This is a genomic window from Candidatus Limnocylindrus sp., assembly GCF_040397215.1.
Classification (GTDB): Bacteria; Chloroflexota; Limnocylindria; order Limnocylindrales; family Limnocylindraceae; genus Limnocylindrus.
The window spans coordinates 1-20328 of sequence record NZ_JBBAWK010000018.1 but is presented as its reverse complement, the minus strand read 5'-3'; the positions used below and the strand labels follow the sequence as shown (position 1 = coordinate 20328).

Sequence of the window (20328 nt, the reverse complement as noted above, 5' to 3'; positions counted from 1 at the left end):
TCCATGGGGCGAGAAGGTCAGGGAGCGCCGTCACCCAGTCGCTGGCGGCGACGATTGGCGCACCGCCACTGCCGAGCTGATCCTGCATCCACGACGTTCGGGGCGCACTCTCTGGGTGGCGGCGGTTCCACCGCTCCACAACGAGCGCCTCGCGACGCAGCTCTGAATACGAGGTGGCCGACCAGATCTCGGCGCGGACACCGAATCGTTCGCGCAGCAGGTCGCGCGCGGCGAGCACCTCGCCCATGATCGCGCCCGAGCCAAAGAGACGAACGATTGGTCCGCTCGCGCTGGCATCGGCCTCCGCGAAGCGATAGAGGCCACGATGAATCCCCTCATCGACATGTGCCCCATCAGGGCGAGCCGGCTGCGACTGGTTCTCATTGTAGATGGTGAGGTAGTAGAGGATGTCTTCATGCCCACCGTGCATGCGATCCATACCGCGGCGAATCAGCGCCGCCATCTCGTAGGCAAATGACGGGTCATAGGCGGCCACGTGCGGATGCAGATGCGCGATCATCTGCGAGTGGCCATCGTCGTGCTGTAGCCCTTCGCCGGCGAGTGTCGTGCGGCCGGCGGTGGCACCAATCAAGAAGCCGCGGCCGCGTGCATCGCCTACCTGCCAGATCTGATCGCCCACGCGCTGGAAGCCGAACATAGAGTAGAAGACGTAGAACGGAATCGTTGGCACGCCGTGCGTGGCATACGCCGTCGCGGCCGCCTGGAACGAGGCCATGGAGCCAGCCTCGGTGATCCCCTCTTCAAGGAGCTGGCCGCTCTGCGACTCTCGATAGCTCAACAGCAACTCGGAGTCGACCGGCTCGTAGCGCTGACCGAACGGCGCATAGATGCCGCTCTGCTTGAAGAGCGGATCCATGCCGAAGGTGCGCGCCTCGTCTGGAACGATCGGCACGATCTGCTGGCCAATATTCGGATCCCGCAACAGGTTTCGAAGCAGCTTGGCGAACGCCATGGTGGTGCTAACTGGCACGGTGCTTCCGGCGGCGAACTCGGCATCGACCGCCGCCTCTGGCGCGCTCCAGGTCACTGGGTGCACGATGCGGGTTGGGAGCGGGCCACCGAGCGCGGCGCGGCGCTCGTTGATGTACTTGACCTCGGGGCTGTTTGGGCCAGGGTGGTAGTACGGCGCCTCAGGGATCTTCTCGTCAGGGATCGGCAGCCCAAGTCGATCTCGGAAGGCGAAGAGTTCCGCCTCGGAGAGCTTCTTCGCCTGGTGCGTAACATTCGTCGCCTCAACGGACGGCCCGAGTGAGTAGCCCTTCACCGTCTTGGCCAGAATCACCGTCGGCGCACCCTTGTGCGCTACAGCAGAGGCGTACGCAGCATGGATCTTGCGGTAGTCGTGACCGCCGCGGCGAAGACGGACAAGGTCGTCGTCGGAGAGGTGCTTCACCAGCGCGCCGAGCTCTGGCTCTGGGCCGAAGAAGTGCTCGCGAATGTAGCCGCCACCGGCAACGATGTACTTCTGGAACTCGCCATCTACGGTCGAGTCCATTTTGCGTACGAGATGCCCGCCGGCATCGTTCGCCAAGAGTTCGTCCCACTCGCGACTCCAGATCACCTTGATCACGTTCCAGCCAGCACCGCGGAAGAGCGCCTCGAGCTCCTGAATGATCTTGCCGTTGCCGCGCACCGGGCCATCGAGTCGCTGCAGGTTGCAGTTCACCACCCAGGTCAGGTTGTCGAGCCCTTCGCGCGCTGCAAGGGTCAGCGCGCCAGCGGACTCCGGCTCGTCCATCTCGCCATCACCCAGGAAGGCCCAGACGCGGCTCCCCGAGGTATCGGTCAGGCTGCGGTTGTGGAGGTACCGGTTGTAGCGCGCCTGATAGATCGAACCGATGCCGCCGAGGCCCATGGAGACGGTTGGGAACTCCCAGAAGTCGGGCAAGAGGCGTGCATGCGGATACGACGGGAGGCCACCATGTCCGGCCGTCTCTTGTCGATAACGATCGAGTTGCGGCGCGCTGATGCGCCCCTCGAGATAGGCGCGCGCGTAGATGCCGGGGGCGGCATGCCCCTGATAGAAGATCTGATCGCCCGCGCCGCCCTCCTTGCCGCGGAAGAAGTGGTTGTAACCAACCTCGTACAAGCTCGCCGCGCTGGCGTAGGTGGCGAGGTGTCCGCCGATGCCGGCGTGGGCCTTGTTTGCGCGAAGCACCATGGCGGCGGCGTTCCAGCGAATGATGTGGCGGATGCGTGTCTCCATCGCCTCGTCGCCAGGGAAGGTGGGCTCATCACTCGTCTTAATGGTGTTGATGTACGGCGTGGTGACGAGGGTCGGGAGGTCAACCCCGAGGTCGCGCGCTCGCGCGAGGAGGCGCATCAGCAGGAGCTTGGCGCGCTCGGGGCCGTGAGTAGCGATGGAGCGCTCGATCTCACCGATCAGGCGTGCCGTCTCCGTTGGGTCGGCGTCGGGGATCTGCTCAAGGAAGTCAAAGGTCTGCACGATTCCACAAGGGTAGCGCCCCGTGCGAGGATGCGGGTATGGCAAAACCGCAGCGTGCCCTTCTGATCGTCGACCTGCAGGTCGACTTCGGCGACCCCTCGGGGAGCCTCTTCGTTGCCGGTGCCCACGCCGCCCTCCCGTACGTGCTGCGCCTCGTTGAGCGCGCCCGGGCCCACGGCGAGCTCGTCGTGTGGAGCCAGGATTGGCACCCCGAGAGCACACCGCACTTCTCCCCACAGGGCGGCACCTGGCCGGTGCACTGCGTCGCGGGGAGCCCAGGGGCGGAACTCCTCCCCGAGGCGGTCTTGGCGCAACGGCCTGGCGATGTGGTGATTCGTAAAGGGGTCGCTGGCGAGGATGGCTACAGCGCCTTCTCGCTGCGCAATCCGATCACCGGTGAGGTTCGCTCCACCGAACTTGCAGCGCTCCTCCACAGCTCTGGTGTGACGCTCGTGACGGTCTGTGGCCTTGCGACCGACTGGTGCGTCAAGGCAACCGCACTCGATGCGCTCACCGCGGGATTCACCGTTGAGGTGGCCGTCGCCGCAACCGCTGGCGTTGAGCTGCGCGAAGGCGATACAGCCGCGGCACTTCAAGAGATTGAGTCCGCGGGCGGAGTGCTCTGCTAATGGCACTGCTCTTGCTCGCCGCGTGCGGCTTGATTGGCGCGATATTTGTTGAGTTGCTGCTCGGGCAGCTGATCCGCTCAGGTGCGATCCGACGACCCGAGATCAACCTCACTATTGAGATTGCAGCGCCGCGCTCCGACGTGTGGACCTACGCCTCAGATATTGCGCGTCAGCCCGAATGGATGCACGAGATGAAACGCGTTGAGATGCTCACGCCGCCACCGGTTCAGCCCGGGTCGCGCGGTCGCGCCACCGTACGTATCTTCGGCATCTCAACGACCGATGACGTGGTGATCACGCAGTTCGAGCCACCGAGCACCTTTGCAATTAGACATGAGGGGAAGTTCGTTGGCGAGGGGCTCCTGCGTTTTACAGAGATTGATGCAACGCACACGCGCATTGATTGGATGGAGTACCTGCGGCCGCCGCTCTTTGCACACGTCGGAGGGTTCGTTCAGCGACCAATCCTCGGTGCGATCTTTCGGTCGGATTTGCGCCATCTCAAGCGCATCTTGGAGGAGGGCTCGACGGCGAGCTAGTCACCGCAGGAGATTGCGAGTGGGATGGGGTCGCTGCCAAAGTTCTTGAGTTGGCGATCGACAGTGATCGTGGCCCCCGGCTCAAGGCGCGACGTGGAGACGATCTCGGAAAGGCCGGCGCGGCCGATAACGCTCGTCGTGACTTGGCAGGTGGCGGACCCAGCCGTAGTCCCCGTATTCGTGACGGTGATAGTCACGGCTAGCCCTCCTGGCACGGAGCTCCCTGCGCTCATCGCGGAGGTAAAGGGGCCAATCCCCCGTGATGAACTCCCGGCGAGAGCCGCTAATAGGAGAACCGCGGCCCCGATACCGAGAAAAACCGTTCCGTGGCTCTGGCTGGCTGACGGCTGTGCGAGACCTAGGGGGTTGCATCGCTCACAGAGCGCAGTCTGCAAAGAGACGGGCGCACCGCAACGAACACACGGCTGGACCTGATCGCGCAGGGGAGCATTATTCATGCACAGATCATCGCAGTTTCGCTAGAAGCTTGAGCGCCTCTTCGGCATCACGTTCGGTACGCACCGTCACGATCAGTCCGTTGGCGCCAGCGGACTGAGCCTCTGCCAGTACCCCCTCCGGATCTCTCCCGAACGGCGAATCAATCAGCCTCTCGCTCGCACTGAGCTGGTGTAGCAAATGCGTGCGCACCACTGGCACGGCGCGACCGTCGGCGCGTTCGCGCTCGCGCAACTGGGCCAGGCCCGGGGCAAATGTTGCGGCCGGGGCAACCCACTCGTCGGCGTGGGAGGCAGCAAGGCTAATCGAGCTCGGATGGTCGCCAGCGATGAGCAGGCGTAAGCGGGCGCCTGGACGTGGGGCACTCGCCGCACCGTTCAAACTCCCTGGCGCGTTGAGCGTGAGGTGCTCGCTCGGCTCGCCGCCCAACATGGCGCGCGCAACCGCAACCTGCTCGGTCAGCGCCGCGATGCGCTCACCCACTTCGCCGTAGGGCATGCCCAGCGCATCGTGCTCTGCAGCATCGCCGCCAGCACCAATGCCGAGCGTGAATCGCCCCGGAGCGATCGCATCGAGTGTCGCCGCAATCTTTGCGGTGAGCGCTGGGTGCCGCTTCGTCACGTCGAGTACCAGTGTGCCGACATGCAGATTCGGACTGAGCGCGAGTGCGGCGGCGGCCAAGGTGGTCGCCTCAAGCACCGGGCGCTCCGGCGCGCCGCGCCCCATCAGGTGATCCCAGATCCAGATGCGATCAATCGGCGCTGTAGCGAGGAGCGCGGCGGTGCGCAGCCACGCATCGCCCTCGAGGCCGATGGTGCCGAGGGCGATGCCGATTGGGAGCGGCGCAGTTCGCGTCACGGGTGAGTGCGCTAGCGAGCGCCGAGTGTGGCGGCAGCCTTGAGTGCGGCGCCGATCGTTAGGTCAATGCGCTTGATCAACTCATCTTCAGGGAGTCGGTACCACGGCTCGCTGCCGCCCTTGCGCGCCTCAGCGACAACCTTTGGGTCGCGGATCGTGTCGGACACGGTAAGGATTGTTCCAGCGCGAACCGGTCGACCCTTGGCGCGCTCACGCATCGCGAGCAGGAACATTGCGGCCGACTCCATCTCTACGCCGAGATAGCCACGTGCTCCCCAACGCGCTGTGCCCGCTGGGTTTGGATCGTAGAAGACGTCAGAGGTGACGATCGGTCCAACATGGGTGGTCAAGCCTTCGGCCTTCGCCGCCGCAACGAGAACGTTGGTCACGTCGAAGTCAGCCGTTGGCGCAGTCGGCTCGTCGAATCCAAGGATTGGGCCAATACCGCTGCTTGCAACCGCCGCCGAGGCGACGATCACATCGCCCGTCTCCAGATGTAGGAAGCCACCGCAGGTGCCGATGCGCACGAACGTCTCAACGCCGAGATTCAGCAGCTCTTCCATCACGATGCTGGTCGTTGGTGTTCCCATTCCCGTCGTCTGAACGCTCACCGGCACGCCGTTGATGGTTCCCGTGTAGCCGAGGAGGCCACGATGCTCGTTGACGAGCTTCGCCTTCTCAAGTCCACCATCGAATCGTGCTGCAATCCGCTTGGAGCGGTTCGGGTCTCCCGGCATGAGGACGATTGGGGCGTAGTCGCCGCTCTCGGCGTGTAGATGGATCTGGGCCATGGAGCACCTCCGAAACTTCTGGGCCCACCCTAAGGACGGCGGGCTCCGTTGCGTGTAGCGTACGCCTCATGAGCCCAAGAGGAATCCTCGATCCCGCAATTCGGACCTTCCTCGACCAGCCGCGCTTTGGAACGCTCTCGACGATCGACGCCGATGGGGCCCCCTTTGCCGCAGTTGTCTGGTACGAACTCGTCGGCGACCGCATCCTGGTGAACAGTGCCGAGGGTCGCCGGTGGCCGGCGAACCTCCGCCGTGACCCCCGCTGCACCTTTATGGTCGAAGACGAGTACGACTATGTGCAAATCCTGGGGCGGGTTCGCCTCGATGACGACCAGGAGCGCGCCCAGGTGCAGATCGGGCGCATGGCGGCACGCTACCTGTCTGATCCCGCTGCGCTCGCCAGGAACATCAAGGTCTTCCGCTCCCAGCAACGTATTCTTATCGAGATCTACGCTGAGAGCGTTTTCGCAAGCGGCGCTCCTGCCGCCGATCAGACGAAGGGGGATCAGTGATTATGGGAACTGGCGCCGCAAAGATCGGCTACGCCGCAATGCTCGAGCAGTTCGGCCCGACGGAGGTCGTCGGGTACTCCGTAGCCGCCGAGCAGGCAGGCTTCAGCGGCGTCATGGCCGCCGATCACTTCCAGCCGTGGGTGCCCGAGCAGGGCTCCGCGCCATTTGTGTGGAACGTGATGACACTGCTTGCCGAACGCACCAAGGGTGACGTTGGCCCTGGCGTCACCTGCCCAGGCTGGCGCATGCATCCGGCAACGGTCGCGCAGGCTTCGGCAACACTCGAAGCGATGTATCCGGGTCGCCACTGGCTCGGCCTCGGCTCTGGTGAGGCACTCAACGAGCATGTCGTTGGCGGCTACTGGCCTGAAGTTGGCGAGCGCATCGCACGAATGTTCGAGGCGATCGAAATCATCCGCAAGCTCTTCACCGGCAAGGAGGTGAAGCACTCCGGTCACTGGTATCAGCTGGAGAGCACGCGCCTCTGGACGCTCCCCCCTGCCCCGCCACCAATCTACGTGGCGACCGCCGGTCCAATCACCGCCAGGAAGACGGGTGAACTCTGCGACGGCATCATCACGGTTGGCGCTGCCGACGAGAAGATTCAAACCGTCTTCGACAAGTTCGCCGAAGGGGCGCGCGCAGCTGGAAAGAACCCAGACACCATGCCGAAGATTCTGCAACTACACCTATCGTGGGCTTCAACCGATGAGGAGGCACTTGCCAACGCCCTACGCGAGTGGCCGAACGGCGGGATGAAGTTCCCCAAGCAAGATATTCGCAACCCTGCCGACTTCCAGCAGATGGCGAAGCTCGTACGACCAGAGGACTTTGCTGGGCGTATGGTGATCTCTAGCGATCTTGAGACGCACCGCAAGACGATTCAGCGCTACCTCGACATGGGCTTTGACAAGATCTACCTCCACAACGTGGGTCGAAATCAAGCCGAATGGGCCGCCGCCTTCGGGCGCGAGGTGCTCCCCGCACTTACAGCGTGAGCCCGCGCGTCGCACTCCTTGCGGGTGGCGTTGGCGGAGCGAAGCTCGCCCACGGCCTCCGCGCGGCACTTCCAGCTGGCGATCTCTCGATCATCGCGAACCCGGGCGACGATTTTGAGCTGCACGGTCTCACCATCTGCCCAGACCACGACACCCTGCTCTATACCCTCGCCGATCTCGGTGACCGAGAGCGCGGCTGGGGTCTCGCAGGGGAAACCTGGAACGCCCTCGAGCAGTTCGGCAAGATCGGTGCACCTGACTGGTTCCGACTTGGCGATCGCGACCTTGCGCTGCACATTCATCGCACCGCGGGACTCCGCGTTGGTGGGCGCCTGACCGAGGTGAATCGCGAGATCCAGCGCAAGCTCGGACTCGCCGAGGCGCCCATCCTGATGGCGACCGACGACCCACTTCGCACGCGCCTGCGCACTCCAGATGGCTGGATGGAGTTCCAGCCCTGGTTTGTCGGCGCCCAGGCGAAGCCTGAGGTGCTTGAGGTGGCATTTGATGGCGCTGAAGCGGCACATCCAACCGCCGAGACGCTCGATGCCCTCGCCACCGCCGAGCGAATCGTGATCGCACCATCGAATCCGTTGATTTCAATTGGCCCGATCCTTGCGATCCCCGGCATTCGCGAGGCGATCGCTTCGGCACGTTCTCGTGGCGCACTCGTTGTGGGAGTCTCGCCGATTGTTGGCGGGAAGGCGCTGAAGGGGCCGGCTGACCGCATGCTCGCCGCCGCAGGGCTCGACGTCTCACCAGCGGGCGTCGCCAAACATCTAACCGGTCTGATGGATGCTCTCCTCGTTGAGCCCACTGACCTCACCCCTTCGCTCGCCGCCGCGCTCGCGCCACACGTTCGCAAGATCGTTGCTGCGCCGATCGTAATGTCTGACGATGCTGCGCGCCTCGCCGTGGCGCGCGCCGTCCTCGCCGTTTCATGACCGTCACCGCTGTACTCCCATTCCGATCGATTGACTCGGCGAAGTCGCGCATGGCGCCAGCCCTCAGTGAGGAGGAGCGTCGCGAGTTCTCAGCGCGCCTCCTTGAGCGCACCCTCTTGGCGCTCGGTCGCGCCGCGAGCCTCCACAGCGTCATCCTCGTCTCACCTGATCCGCTCGCCCGCGCGCTTGCGCGAAGTGGCGGACACGAGGCGCTCGATGACGGTGCCGTTGAACTGAATGCGGCGATCACGCTCGGCATACGCCACGCAGCCACGAGCGGCGCATCTGCAGTGCTAATTCTGCCGGTGGACCTTGCCGAGATTTCGGCGACGAACATTGATGCGCTCCTGAGCGGTTGGTCGGGGTCGCAGCCGGGTCTCCTTGCATCGCCTGATGGCGGAACCTCGGCGCTCTTGGTGCCACTCCCACGTACCTTTACGCCGCAGTTCGGAGTGAACAGCGCAGCGGCGCATCGCAACGAGCTGAGTCGCGATGGGGGCGCGGTGGAGAGGCTCAGCTCACCACTCGCCGCCGACCTTGATACCCCCGACGACCTGAAGGTCGCCATGGAGCGCGAGCGATTAACTGCCACGCCAGCGTCGATGGAGGGCCTACTCGCACTCCCCATTGACGGACTCGGTGAGATCCAATCGGGCGACGACCTGCCAGCCATGATCGCCAGCTGTGTGGCGTCGATCGCAGCGACGAGCGCGATTGGCGGCCTGCGCAGTGACGATGTGATCGCCGTTACCCAGAAGATTGTCTCGAAGGCGGAGGGGGCCATCGTTGAGCTAACCACCATCACGCCACGACCAGAGGCGGTGGAGTACGCAACGAAGTGGGGTCGCGACGCGCGCCAGGTCGAAGTGGTGCTGCAAGAGGCGGTACGCGTCGTGCGCATGGATCGCGGCGTGATCATCACCGAGACCACGCACGGGTTTGTTCTCGCAAACTCTGGCGTAGATGCCAGCAACGTTGGCCCGCGTAGTGGCGAGGTGGTGACGCTCCTGCCGCGCGATCCCGATGGCTCGGCGCGTGCGATTCGTGAGGCGATCCGCCTGCGCACCGGCGTGGCGCCCGGAGTCATCATCACCGACTCATTCGGCCGCCCGTGGCGTCTGGGCATCACCGACGTTGCGATTGGCGTTGCTGGCATTGCGGCGCTGGAAGATCTGCGCGGCAAGCCCGACGCCGACGGGCGAATGATGGCCGCAACGGTGCGCGCAGTTGCCGACCAGATCGCCGCCACCGCCGAACTCGCTCTCGGCAAGACCGCCCGTCGCCCGCTCGCCCTTATCCGCGGTGCACACCCTCAGGTCGCAGAGGATGGGAGCGCCCGGTCGAGCCTGATGCCCCCCGATTGGGACCTCTTCCGGTAGGCGGTCAGCCCATTTCTACGTAAGGCGTAGAATCCCTCTATGGCAAACGCAGATACCCCCAAGGGATTCGGGCTGACGATCGACTTCGGCGCGGCTACACCAGCGGCGGAGCCTACTGTCGCCACCAGCGCCGCAGCCGCCGCCCGAACGGAGACTAGGCTGCTGATTCTTGGCTCTGGGCCTGCTGGCCTTACGGCGGCGATCTACGCCGCTCGGGCCGCCCTGACTCCTATCGTGATCGGTGGCTACGCCCCTGGCGGGCAGCTGATGTTGACCAGCGAGGTCGAAAACTTCCCAGGATTCCCTGATGGGATCGACGGCCCAGAGCTGATGGCAAAGATGCGCGCGCAGGCAGAGCGGTTCGGTTCGGTCATGGTCGACCAAGATGTTGACCGCGTTGACCTGAGTGCTCAGCCTCACCGGGTGTGGAGTGCTGGTCGCGAATTCCGTGCCGAAGCCATCATCATCGCGACTGGTGCATCGGCGCTCTGGCTCGGACTTGAGTCTGAAACCCGCCTTCGTGGGCGTGGCGTCAGCGCCTGCGCAACCTGCGATGGATTTTTCTTCAAGGGGCAGGAGGTCGTCGTGGTTGGCGGCGGAGACACCGCTCTTGAAGAGGCGCTCTTCCTGACGCGCTTCGCAACCAAGGTGCACGTCGTGCATCGCCGTGAAACCTTCCGCGCCAGCAAGATCATGATCTCGCGCGTTGAAGCGCATCCACTGATTCAGCTACACATGAACCGCGAAGTTATTGAGGTACTCGGAGAGAAGAGCACCGAGGCCGTCATGTTGCGTGACACCACTCCTGGTGCGACTGGCGCCCCGGAGCGACTCGCCGCCGGTGGGCTCTTTGTTGCGATCGGCTACAAGCCGAATACGGCAATGCTTGGCGGTGCACTTCCAGTTGACGCGGCGGGTTACCTGCAGCTTGAGAGCGAGACGTCCGCCTCCCAGATCGACGGTGTCTTTATTGCCGGTGACGTGCATGACCATCGCTATCGTCAGGCGGTCACCGCCGCGGGTGATGGCTGTCGTGCCGCACTTGACGCGGAGCGCTGGCTCGCGGAGCGCGACGCCTCGAGGTCTTAGGTGTCGCGTCGAGATAGTGAATTCGCCCGCAGAGACACCGAGTCACTCGATTCATTCGCCACGTGAGCAACACATTGGCTACCTCGCGAGCGTTGGTCTTGGTTATTGATGGCGATCAGGCGCTGCTTGGCGCGATCTCAGCCCTGCTGACCGCCGGCGACTACCTAGTGCACGCCGCCGAAAACGGCGTCGAAGCGGTCAAGAAGTTTGATGCGATGAGGCCAGCTCTGGTGCTTCTTGACCTTGCCATTCCTGATCGCGACGGGCTAGACATCATTCATGAGATTCGTACTCGAAGCGCCACGCCAATCATCGTGCTGACTGGCGAAGCAGGCGAGGCGGCGAAGGTCAGTGCTCTAGATGCTGGCGCCGATGACTACGTCACCAAGCCGTTCGGCCGCCAAGAGCTTCTCGCCCGCGTTCGCGCCGCTCTACGCCGTGGTGGTGAGCCGGCCGATGGTTCCGCCCGCGACCGTACGATCGTTGGCGCTGCAGGCCTGCGCATCGACATCAGTCGGCATGAGGTCCACGTCGGACCACGACTCCTCTCCCTCACCAAGACCGAGTTCAAGATCTTGACGGCCCTCGCCGCCGTCAAGGGCCGCGTTGTGCCGCAACAGCGACTCCTTGCCGGTGCCTGGCCCAACAAGTCCGCTCCTGACCCACTGCTGCTGAAGCCACACGTCGCACGCCTACGCAGCAAGCTTGAGGGGGCTGGTGGCCCGCTTCCTGAGTCGGTTCGTGGGGTTGGCTACCGGCTCAGTGGCGCCTAACCAACACGAGATAAGCGCCTCGTTCGCGCGCGCTCATCTGGCGTTTACCTGAGAACCCTAGAATCCCTCTATGCAAGAACCAGCACAGGGGGCTCCCGTCGCCATTCGCATCCTCCGTGAGCAGCAGCGCCTTGAGCTGGATTGGCGCGATGGCCATGTGAGCATCTATGAGGCGATTCCGCTGCGATGGCTCTGCCCCTGTGCCTATTGCCGCGGTGAGGCTGGCCTACCTGGCTGGCTCGACGCCAATCCGATCCTCAGCCCGAGCCAGACGAAACTCGAAGGCGGCGAAATGGTTGGCAGTTATGCGCTCTGCCTCTTCTGGGGCGATGGCCATCGCACCGGCTACTACACCTGGACGCTGCTTCGCCAGCGATGCTCATGCGCCACCTGCATGAGTGCCCCACGATGACACTTGGCGTCAGTCGCGAGCTCTCACTTCTCGCCTTCAATGCGCGCGTTTTGACTGAGGCGTCAAACAGCAAGCGGCCGCTTCTCGATCGCTTCCGCTTCCTTGGCATCGTCGCATCGAATATCGATGAGTTCTACGGCGTGCGCGTTGCCGGTATTCGAGATCAGCAGGTCGCCGGCGTACGCACCCCTGGACCTGACGGCCGAACCCCCGACGTGCAGCTTGCACTGATTCGTGAGGCGACCGACCTCCTTACTGAATCCGCGCAAGAGAGTTGGGGAACGCTCGTTGAGGAACTGCGCAGCGCAGGGTTACCGCTTCAAAGGTGGGCCGACCTCGATGCCGCCGAGCAGTCCATCCTGACGGAGCGATTCACGCGAGAGATCTTCCCCGTCCTCACCCCACTCGCAGTTGACCCGGGCCACCCGTTCCCGCTGATTAGCTCACTGAGCCTCTCGCTCGCGATACGGCTCCGTGCACATGACGACCAGGAGATCTCACTTGCACGCGTAAAGGTGCCAACAATCCTCGGGCGCATGGTGCAATTCGGTAACGGCGACTGGATCCTGATGGAAGAGCTGATCTTGGCCCACCTTGACCTCCTCTTCCCTGGCACAGAGATCCTTGACGCACACCTATTCCGGGTCACGCGCGACGCCGACCTTGACACCGCTGAAGACGAAGCGGACGACCTTCTGGAAGCGATCGAAGAGGGGCTTCGGCAACGCCGGTTCGGCAGCGTGGTGCGACTGGAGGTTGGCACCGAGATGCCAAGCGCGTTGCTTGAGATGCTCTTGGTGGGACTTGAGATCAGCCAGGGCGAGGTGCAGGTTGTCGAGGGCACGCTTGACCTCTCCGTCGCGCTGCAAGTCGCGAGCCTCCCTCGCCCTGATCTGCGTGCTCCGCGTTGGCAACCGGTCACGCCAGCGCGCATCACTGCGGCTAAATCAGGCGCGTCACCGAACGGCGACATTTTCAAGGTGATCGCTGAAGGCGACCTGCTGGTGCACCACCCATACGAGAGCTTTGAGGCGAGTGTCGATCATTTCTTCGCCCAGGCTGCCGACGATCCCGATGTTCTCTCGATCCGCTCCACGCTCTATCGCACGGGGGCGACCTCAAGCATCCCTGCACACCTGATTCGTGCCGCCCAGGCTGGCAAGGAGGTAGTGGTGCTGGTTGAGCTTAAGGCGCGCTTTGACGAGGCCGCCAACATTGAGTGGGCGCGACGTCTTGAAGAGGCGGGGGCGCACGTGGTCTACGGCGTGATGGGTCTCAAGACACACTGCAAGGCGACGCTGATCGCTCGACGAGAGGGCTCCTTGATTCACCGATATGTGCACCTCTCCACGGGCAACTACAACCCGAAGACGGCACGCGGCTACACCGACATCGGCCTCTTCACCACGAACGATGCGATCGGCACCGATGTTGGGATCCTTTTTAACTTCCTGACTGGTGCTGCGCGCACCTCGGCGTACAAGCGCATCCTCGTAGCGCCAGATCACCTGCGCAGTGAGATCAGGGCGCGCATTGAGCGGCTTGCCGAGCAGGCACGAGGTGGCGCTGAGACCTCCATCACCATCAAGGTGAACGCGCTCATTGATCCCGAGATGATTGCGGCCCTCGACCACGCCGCCGAAGCGGGTGTCTCCATTGACCTCATCGTGCGCGGCATGTGTGGCCTTTTGCCAAACCCGGCGCGCCATGGGACTCGCCTTCGAATCCGCTCGGTCATCGGCGACTACCTCGAGCACAGCCGCATCTATCGCTTCGCGGGCCCCGAGGGGGTTGAACTCTTTGCCGGAAGTGCGGACCTCATGGAGCGCAACCTCGACCGGCGCGTTGAGGTGCTCTTCCCACTTGAGGAGGGTAAGGTATGCCGCAAGGTTGATGAGATTCTCGCAGCACTGCTCGCCGATACCTCAAACGCATGGGAGCTCCAGCCAGACGGGGCCTGGGAGAGCCTCGCAGACACCGCCAACTCATCGTTTGAAACCCTCAGACAGGTGGCAATCGCCTCTTCTCAGGCATAATCTCGCCATGGAGCGCGAGTTGAAATTCCTTCTTGATCACGCGCACATCCCCACACTCCCCAACGGCTACCGAGTCGGTGAAACTCAGCCCAGGCTCCACCTCCTTGATGAGTACCTGGACTATCGCGGCCAGATTCTCGCCGCCGGCTGGCGACTACGACGCCGCCGATCCAACGGCGACGCGTTGCGGTACACGCTCAAGTCTGAGCGAACCGGGGGCACCTCAGGGCCGCTGAGTGAACGGATAGAGATTGAGCGCGCACCAGGACGGAACGAAGAGCTCCCCCCTGAGATTGTCGCGAAGCTCACGGAGGCTGGAGTTGACGTCGCCCACGTGCTTGATCGCCTGCAGCCGTATCTCACATTTCGCCAAGAGCGCCAACCCGCGGCGCTCTCTAATAGCGACGGAGAGATTGCACTCCTCAGCGTGGACGAGGTGCGCGCGAGCGTCCCGACGCTCGAAGGTGAACGCCGCTGGACGGAACTAGAGATTGAGTTTCTCGCCACGGTTTCCCTGGAGGCTCGTGCTCGTGCAGTCAGCGAACTCAGCGCGTGGTTCGCGGTGCACCCCGGCGTTACGCTCGGCGGCGAATCTAAGGTTGACCGTGCAGCTCGCCTACTCTCAATCTCGCTCTAGCGCGAGGAGCCTGCCCGAGTCTCCATGACGAGGGTTGGCAGCGCATCGCGCCATCCATTACCCGCTCGTGCCACGGCGACGACCAGACCTTCGCGAATACCGCCGCGGTCAACGGTGACCTCGCGCGCGGTGGTTCGCTGCAGGAGCGCCTCTACGATCGCAATCCCTGCTGGAAGGAGTCGCGCGCGGCGCTGCGAAATTGCGAAGCGTTCCGCGACCTCCTTCGCCGTCATCGCCACGAGCCGCTCCCCCATCGCTGCGAGATCATCGCGGTGAATAGCGCGACTGATGAGAGTTGCCGGAACAAGCTTGAGAAGGCGCGTAGCGGTCCCGCCCACCAAGATGAGACGGTGGACATCGGCAACGGTAAGGTCGGCTAGCGCGATCTGGGCGTGCCGACGGAGCTCCTGCCACTCTCGGGGGCGCGGTGGGTCCTGATACGAGACGCGCGCCATAAGGCGCGCAGAGCCAACCGAGATACCGATCGCGCGCGGAGGTTCGCCAGGGTGGAGTTCAACGGCTTCGGTTGAGCCACCACCAATATCAACGACAAGCTGTGGCAGAGAGTGGTCGTGTCCATGGTGCAGGCCAAGTACGGTGAGGAGCCCCTCCTCCTCATGGGTCAGCACGATCGGCGCGCTGACCTTTGGGAAACGCAGGGCGCGCAACACGCTCTCCTGATCACGAGCACGGCGGAACGGTTCGGTGGCAACGATGAAGAGTTCATCCGCACCCAGAATGCTGGCTCGCGTACGAAATGCCGCGAGTGCATCACTAATCGCCGTCGTAGCCTTGCGCCCTATCATTCGATCCTGTTCAACCAGCCGACCGAGCTCAATCGGCATCGACTCATCGGCGATCACCTCTTGGCGCACCCCGTCCGAAACCGCCACGTACAGGTGGGTTGAATTGGAGCCAATATCGACCACGGCACAGACCCGCGGGATCCCTGCCTGAGAGCTCCCCACCCGGCCACGGGCAGCCTTGGGGGGGCGAGGGGCGCCGCCTGAACGCGGCCTCTCCGCGTGAACACTGCGTGAACGACGAGCAGGCAACATCCACGCATCCTAACCGTGAACCGCGATTCCCTCTTGGAGGGGCTAGGGCGGTAGGATGTAGAACAATTCAGCGGAGAGCGAGGAGGGAAAATGGCAACAGGAGACGACCACGGCCGAGTTGAGAACGAGATCGAGGAGATCCTTGCACGCACCGATAATGGTGCAGCCACGGCTGCGCCACAGGGTGCCCGTGAGCCGCTTGATCGTGAGCTTCGCTCAATAAAAGAGACCGTGATCCGCATGGGGAGCATGGCGGAGTCCGCAATCCGCGAGGCTCTCGAGTCGCTCGTAACCCACGACGCCGACAGGGCGCTCGCCGTGATAATTGGCGACCGGAAGATCAACGATATGCAGCACGAGGTCATCACGGCTATCACGACCACCATCGCAACACAGAGCCCGGTGGCCCGCGACCTGCGCAACCTCCTGATGATGAACCACGTGGCGTACGAGCTCGAGCGAATTGGCGATCATGCCGCCTCCGTCGCGAAGATTGCCGCGCAGCTCGCCCCAGAGCCAGCGCTGCAGCGCTACCTGCATCTTCCCGAGATTGGCGAGCTAGCGGCAACGCAGCTACACGGCATCCTGATGGCGCTCGTTGACGCCGACCCAGTACGGGCCCGAGAGGTGGCGGTGAGCGATGACCAGATTGACGCCCTCTACCGCCAGTCGTTTGATGAGTGCATCCGCCTGATGGAGGCGGATGAGTCCAACGTCGCCCGCGGGACGCGCCTCCTCTTCGCAGCGCACTACCTCGAGCGCATCGGCGACCGCACGACCAATATCGCCGAAGACATCGTCTACCTTGCCTCTGGAGAGGTTGAGGACCTCAATCCTTGAGTTCAGACAGCTCGACGTCAACCAACGAGTTGAAGCGCCTCTACATCGTCCGCCATGCCGACGCTGGTGATCCAGCCGAATGGATTGGCCCAGATGCAGAGCGACCACTCAGCTCTAAGGGGGTCAAGCAGGCCGCCCGACTTGCGGCGGCACTCGTTGCCGCTGGCACCAACGTCGGATCGCTCCGAACCTCCCCGGCTCGCCGTTGCACCGAAACCTGCGCCGTAATCGCCGCAGCGCTAGAGACCACCGCCACCATCGACGAGCAGCTTGCCAGTGGCCCAGCAGCAGCCTACGTCGCCAAGCTCCTCTCTCGGCGTAGTAACGACGCCCTACTCCTCGTTGGGCACCAGCCGCACCTTGGAAACCTGATCGCCGAGCTGACCGGCATCGCAACAATTCCCGTTGAGAAGGGCTCCATGATCCGCATCGACATCCCCGCCCCGTATACGCCGGGGAGCGGCCGCCTCGTTGCGCTCGTTCCGCCCGCGCACCTTCGCGCTCCGAAGAGCGAGCGTTAGCGCCTCGTCGCGCGAGCGGCGGTAGCCCCTTCACCCTCAACGCAGAGGGCAGTAAGACGCAGATCACTCGCCCATCTGGCACCCTGCACGCCTCGAAGGGTCCAGGCCGCAACCTCGAGCCCCGCTGCTCGCCAGCGGCTGATGCTCTCATCGTTCAACAGATCAATCGCCACAGCGAGGCCGACGCAGCCAAGCTCAGTCGCTCGCTCCGCCTCTGCCATGGTTTCAGCGTTCAGCCAACGCGACCAGCCAGGCGCGCGCTCTTCAACCGTGCGCAGTGCTTCCGGGTAGAAGCTTGAGACGACGACCCCCTCCGCCTCTGCTCCGCGCGCGGCAACGAGTGTCGCAAAGAGCGCGTCGGTGGGCTGCTCTTTTAGCTCTAGGTCGATCAGCGTGGTGGCCGGCATGGCAGCCAGCGCTTCCGCGAGCGTCGGCACACCTAAGCCCACTAGCTCGCCAACTGAGAGTGCACTGACACGCCGTGGCACCCCAAAGATTCGATCCAGTGTCTCATCGTGCACGATCACCGCTTGCCCGTCGGCGCTAAAGCGCACATCAAACTCCACACCATCGCACTGCTCCGCGCCTGCAACAAGCGCGGCGAGGCTGTTCTCCCGGAGCGTTGCGTCGTGGGCCCCGCGATGTGCGAGGAGGATCGGGCGCTGGAGTGTCTCGCGGGCACGACCGATCGCGCTCAGACGAAGAGTCAGGAGGCGGCTCCAGCGGCTGGCAGCGTCATCGTGAAGGTCGTTCCAACGCCAGCGGTTGAGGTAACGGTGATGTCGCCACCGTGACGGAGAACGGCGTGTCGGGCGATCGCCAGACCGAGCCCTGTTCCGCCACCACCGACGGCCCCTGCGCCACCATCAACTCGCTCCACGGTGAAGAAGCGCTCAAAGATGCGCGAAAGGTGGGCACGGTCAATACCAATGCCGTGATCAATCACGGCAATCTGCGATCCACCATCGCCGAGTCGCTCAATCTGTAGCTCTACTCGCCCGCCCTCGCGGCTGTACTTCACGGCATTATGTACGAGGTTCGCCACCGCCTGGCGGAGGCGATCGCGGTCGCCACTGATGAGGAGTGGGCCCGCTCCGATCACATCAACACCCCCACCGTGCTGCGCCGCAACCGGAGCAAATCGCAGGGCGACCTCCTCGGCCAAGGCGACGAGGTCGAACTCCGCCTTGCGGAGCCGGATCTCACCCGCCTCAAGCGTGGCGAGGTCAAGCATCTCATCGGCCATCTGCACGAGGTGGAGCACCTCAACCTCAATCTTGGCGCTGCGGCTCGCCACACCAGAAACGTCTCCCTTGGCTGCAGCGCCGCCAATCGTCTCCGCGAGGAGGCGAATCGTGGAGAGCGGGGTGCGCAGCTCGTGCGAAAGGTTGTCGACAAACTCGGTGCGGATCTGGCGAAGTCGACGCACCTCTGTAAGGTCGCGCAAGACAAGCCAGGCTCCACCATCGCCATCTGGCGCCACAACTACAGAGACGTGCCGTGCCTCGTCAGAGTGCCCGATCCGACCATCACGAATATCAATCTCGCCCCGATGCACCTCACCTGCGATCGCCTTGCGGGTGAGCTCCTCGAGCCGGAGGTCTACGGTTGCCTCAATCAGTGGCATGCCGCGGAATTGCACATCGCCGCGCGCAAGGATCTCGCCGGTGACCGGGCTTGCAGCGCGGATCACGAGATCCGAGCCAATGCGGAGGATAGCGTCATCAGTCGCCTCAAGGAGGGCGTTCAGACGCTCAGATCGGCGATCGGCGCGGTCCCAGGCGACATCTGCTCGGCTGCTCTCGCGCGCTGCGCGATCGGCCTCGGTTGCAACATCCTGCGCCGTGAAACGACGAACGATCAAATAAGTGATCCCTGCAGAGATGAGTACTGTTGCGAGCCCGATGACGAAGTCTGGCATCAGACCGCTGGGTGCGGGTCGCGCGCTGCATGCCGCGGTGGGTACCCGCGACTGAGCAGCTCCGCCTCAATCGCGGCACGGTCGCCAATCTGTGCGGCACGAATCGCTTCGAGCACCGAACCGATTGGAAGGACGCTGCGCTCGCCCGTCGATCGACGTGTAACCTCTGCGCCGCCAGCGTCAAGCGAGCGTGGTGAAATTGTGATCATCCATGGGGCACCGATCAGTTCAGCGTCGGCGAACTTCACGCCAGGGGTCTCGGCGCGATCATCTACGAGCAGCTCCATGCCAGCAGCCTCCGCCGCCGCCTCAAGTGCGAGTGCGATCTCGGTGACCTTCGGATCCTTGTTCGCGCCAACGATCGCAATCTGCGCGTCGAATGGGCTGATGGAGATTGGCCAGGAGAGGCCCTTCTCGTCGTGGTGCGCCTCGGCGATGCAGGCGACCGCGCGACCAACGCCAATCCCATACGAGCCCATCACGATCGGGTGGGAGACCCCCGCCTCGTCGGCGTAGGTCGCACCGAGCGCGCCGGTGTATCGCGTGCCGAGCTTGAAGATGTTGCCCACCTCAATGCCGTTCTCGATGCGTAGCTGGCCGCCACAGGCGAGGCAGGCATCGCCCAACTTCGCTGAGGCGATATCGGCGACGGTGGTCGGCGTGTAGTCTCGGCCGACATTCACGCCAGTAAGGTGATAGCCCGCCTTGTTCGCCCCGGCGACCATGTTGGCGGTCGACGCGACCACCTCATCCACGACCACGGTTGCACCCTTGATGCCAACAGGCGACGCGTAGCCTGGCTCCATGCCGGCGGCGCGAATCTCGTCCTCGCGGGCAGGTCGCAGGTCGCGAGCGCCGATAGCGTTGGTGAGCTTTGTCTCTTCGACCTCATCGTCACCGCGCACAATGGCAACGATCAGCCGGCCATCGCGGTCGGCGAAGAAGACCGCCTTCGCGCAGGTCGCTGCAGGTACCTTGAGCTGTGCCGCGAGTTCATCGATGGTTGAGGCACCTGGCGTTGCGATCTCCTTGAGCGGCTCCTGTGGCGCACTCGCTGGAATCTCGCGCTTCACAGCGGCGACCTGGCGGTTTGCCGCAGCGCCACAGCCATCGCAGAGCACGAGGCTATCTTCGCCAAACTTGCTGAAGGCCATAAACTCGTGGGCAAGTGAGCCGCCCATCATGCCAACGTCGCTCGCCACGGCGATCGCCTCGAGTCCGAGGCGCGCGAAGATGCGCGTGTAGGCGTGGTAGTAGAGGTTGTAGGAGCGGTCGAGGCCCACCTCATCACGGTCGGCGCTGTAAGCGTCCTTCATCGTGAACTCACGCACGCGAATGAGTCCGCCGCGCGCCCGTGGCTCGTCGCGCCACTTCGTCTGGAACTGATACATCTGCTGTGGGAGTTGGCGCCACGAGTTGATCAGCTTGCGCAGCAGGTCGGTCACGACCTCCTCGTGCGTCATCGCCA

Annotated in this window: 21 protein-coding genes; 13 read left to right on the top strand and 8 right to left on the bottom strand. The window is 63.8% G+C overall.

Annotated features, from left to right (window positions below):
• Positions 1 to 2467 (bottom strand): pyruvate dehydrogenase (acetyl-transferring), homodimeric type (aceE, locus tag AC3LCN_RS05025; RefSeq protein ID WP_488648982.1); only part of this gene is annotated, 2467 nt, incomplete at its 3' end.
• Between the two features lie 38 nt (positions 2468 to 2505).
• Here aceE and AC3LCN_RS05020 point away from each other — a divergent pair.
• Both AC3LCN_RS05020 and AC3LCN_RS05015 read left to right on the top strand, forming a co-directional pair.
• On the top strand, positions 2506 to 3096 hold the full coding sequence (locus AC3LCN_RS05020) for an isochorismatase family protein (RefSeq protein ID WP_488648981.1): 591 nt from the start codon (positions 2506 to 2508) through the stop codon (positions 3094 to 3096).
• Positions 3096 to 3635, top strand: a complete 540-nt coding sequence (locus AC3LCN_RS05015; protein ID WP_488648980.1) for an SRPBCC family protein — start codon at positions 3096 to 3098, stop codon at positions 3633 to 3635. Before AC3LCN_RS05020 ends, AC3LCN_RS05015 begins: the two co-directional genes overlap by 1 nt.
• Here the strand turns inward: AC3LCN_RS05015 and AC3LCN_RS05010 are convergent.
• The 3 genes from AC3LCN_RS05010 to AC3LCN_RS05000 all read right to left on the bottom strand — a co-directional run bounded on the left by AC3LCN_RS05010 (position 3632) and on the right by AC3LCN_RS05000 (position 5740).
• Positions 3632 to 3832 carry a hypothetical protein gene (locus tag AC3LCN_RS05010; protein WP_488648979.1) on the bottom strand — a complete coding sequence of 67 codons (201 nt, stop codon included), beginning with the start codon at positions 3830 to 3832 and terminating at the stop codon, positions 3632 to 3634. The two genes, AC3LCN_RS05015 and AC3LCN_RS05010, sit on opposite strands and share 4 nt — an antisense overlap.
• A gap of 268 nt (positions 3833 to 4100) precedes the next feature.
• A complete protein-coding gene (locus tag AC3LCN_RS05005) occupies positions 4101 to 4949 on the bottom strand; it encodes an LLM class flavin-dependent oxidoreductase (RefSeq protein WP_488648978.1) in 849 nt (282 codons plus the stop codon).
• An 11-nt stretch (positions 4950 to 4960) separates the two neighbouring features.
• Positions 4961 to 5740 (bottom strand): phosphorylase family protein, encoded by a 780-nt coding sequence (locus AC3LCN_RS05000; protein WP_488648977.1) that lies wholly within the window; start codon positions 5738 to 5740, stop codon positions 4961 to 4963.
• 68 nt (positions 5741 to 5808) lie between these two features.
• On the opposite strand from AC3LCN_RS05000, the gene AC3LCN_RS04995 reads away from it, so the two are divergent.
• From AC3LCN_RS04995 to AC3LCN_RS04955, 9 genes are all read left to right on the top strand, one after another.
• Positions 5809 to 6252 carry a TIGR03618 family F420-dependent PPOX class oxidoreductase gene (locus AC3LCN_RS04995; protein ID WP_488648976.1) on the top strand — a complete coding sequence of 148 codons (444 nt, stop codon included), beginning with the start codon at positions 5809 to 5811 and terminating at the stop codon, positions 6250 to 6252.
• 2 nt (positions 6253 to 6254) lie between these two features.
• A complete protein-coding gene (locus AC3LCN_RS04990; protein ID WP_488648975.1) occupies positions 6255 to 7250 on the top strand; it encodes a TIGR03557 family F420-dependent LLM class oxidoreductase in 996 nt (331 codons plus the stop codon).
• Positions 7247 to 8194: a 2-phospho-L-lactate transferase gene (cofD, locus tag AC3LCN_RS04985; protein WP_488648974.1), complete on the top strand. Its 948-nt coding sequence runs from the start codon at positions 7247 to 7249 to the stop codon at positions 8192 to 8194. Before AC3LCN_RS04990 ends, cofD begins: the two co-directional genes overlap by 4 nt.
• On the top strand, positions 8191 to 9573 hold the full coding sequence (gene cofE, locus AC3LCN_RS04980) for a coenzyme F420-0:L-glutamate ligase (protein ID WP_488648973.1): 1383 nt from the start codon (positions 8191 to 8193) through the stop codon (positions 9571 to 9573). The genes cofD and cofE overlap by 4 nt, the downstream gene beginning before the upstream one ends.
• A gap of 39 nt (positions 9574 to 9612) precedes the next feature.
• A complete protein-coding gene (gene trxB, locus AC3LCN_RS04975; RefSeq protein ID WP_488648972.1) occupies positions 9613 to 10662 on the top strand; it encodes a thioredoxin-disulfide reductase in 1050 nt (349 codons plus the stop codon).
• Between the two features lie 62 nt (positions 10663 to 10724).
• Positions 10725 to 11435, top strand: a complete 711-nt coding sequence (locus AC3LCN_RS04970; protein WP_488648971.1) for a response regulator transcription factor — start codon at positions 10725 to 10727, stop codon at positions 11433 to 11435.
• 70 nt (positions 11436 to 11505) lie between these two features.
• Positions 11506 to 11847, top strand: a complete 342-nt coding sequence (locus AC3LCN_RS04965; protein WP_488648970.1) for a gamma-butyrobetaine hydroxylase-like domain-containing protein — start codon at positions 11506 to 11508, stop codon at positions 11845 to 11847.
• Positions 11844 to 13883: a polyphosphate kinase 1 gene (gene ppk1, locus AC3LCN_RS04960; protein ID WP_488648969.1), complete on the top strand. Its 2040-nt coding sequence runs from the start codon at positions 11844 to 11846 to the stop codon at positions 13881 to 13883. The genes AC3LCN_RS04965 and ppk1 overlap by 4 nt, the downstream gene beginning before the upstream one ends.
• 7 nt (positions 13884 to 13890) lie before the next feature.
• Positions 13891 to 14520: a CYTH domain-containing protein gene (locus AC3LCN_RS04955; RefSeq protein ID WP_488648968.1), complete on the top strand. Its 630-nt coding sequence runs from the start codon at positions 13891 to 13893 to the stop codon at positions 14518 to 14520.
• On the opposite strand, the gene AC3LCN_RS04950 is transcribed toward AC3LCN_RS04955, so the two are convergent.
• On the bottom strand, positions 14517 to 15413 hold the full coding sequence (locus tag AC3LCN_RS04950; protein WP_488648967.1) for a Ppx/GppA phosphatase family protein: 897 nt from the start codon (positions 15411 to 15413) through the stop codon (positions 14517 to 14519). The two genes, AC3LCN_RS04955 and AC3LCN_RS04950, sit on opposite strands and share 4 nt — an antisense overlap.
• Positions 15414 to 15668: 255 nt before the next feature.
• On the opposite strand from AC3LCN_RS04950, the gene phoU reads away from it, so the two are divergent.
• Positions 15669 to 16418: a phosphate signaling complex protein PhoU gene (phoU, locus tag AC3LCN_RS04945; protein WP_488648966.1), complete on the top strand. Its 750-nt coding sequence runs from the start codon at positions 15669 to 15671 to the stop codon at positions 16416 to 16418.
• Positions 16415 to 16939, top strand: coding sequence for a SixA phosphatase family protein (locus AC3LCN_RS04940; protein ID WP_488648965.1), 525 nt, complete (start codon positions 16415 to 16417; stop codon positions 16937 to 16939). The genes phoU and AC3LCN_RS04940 overlap by 4 nt, the downstream gene beginning before the upstream one ends.
• On the opposite strand, the gene AC3LCN_RS04935 is transcribed toward AC3LCN_RS04940, so the two are convergent.
• The 3 genes from AC3LCN_RS04935 to proS all read right to left on the bottom strand — a co-directional run.
• On the bottom strand, positions 16936 to 17595 hold the full coding sequence (locus AC3LCN_RS04935) for a glycerophosphodiester phosphodiesterase (RefSeq protein ID WP_488648983.1): 660 nt from the start codon (positions 17593 to 17595) through the stop codon (positions 16936 to 16938). The genes AC3LCN_RS04940 and AC3LCN_RS04935 overlap by 4 nt on opposite strands.
• 50 nt (positions 17596 to 17645) lie before the next feature.
• Complete coding sequence (locus AC3LCN_RS04930) at positions 17646 to 18860, bottom strand: sensor histidine kinase (protein WP_488648964.1); 1215 nt, start codon at positions 18858 to 18860, stop codon at positions 17646 to 17648.
• Positions 18860 to 20328, bottom strand: a 1469-nt coding sequence (gene proS / locus AC3LCN_RS04925) for a proline--tRNA ligase (protein WP_488648963.1), incomplete at its 5' end; no start/stop codon positions are given. The genes proS and AC3LCN_RS04930, both read right to left, overlap by 1 nt.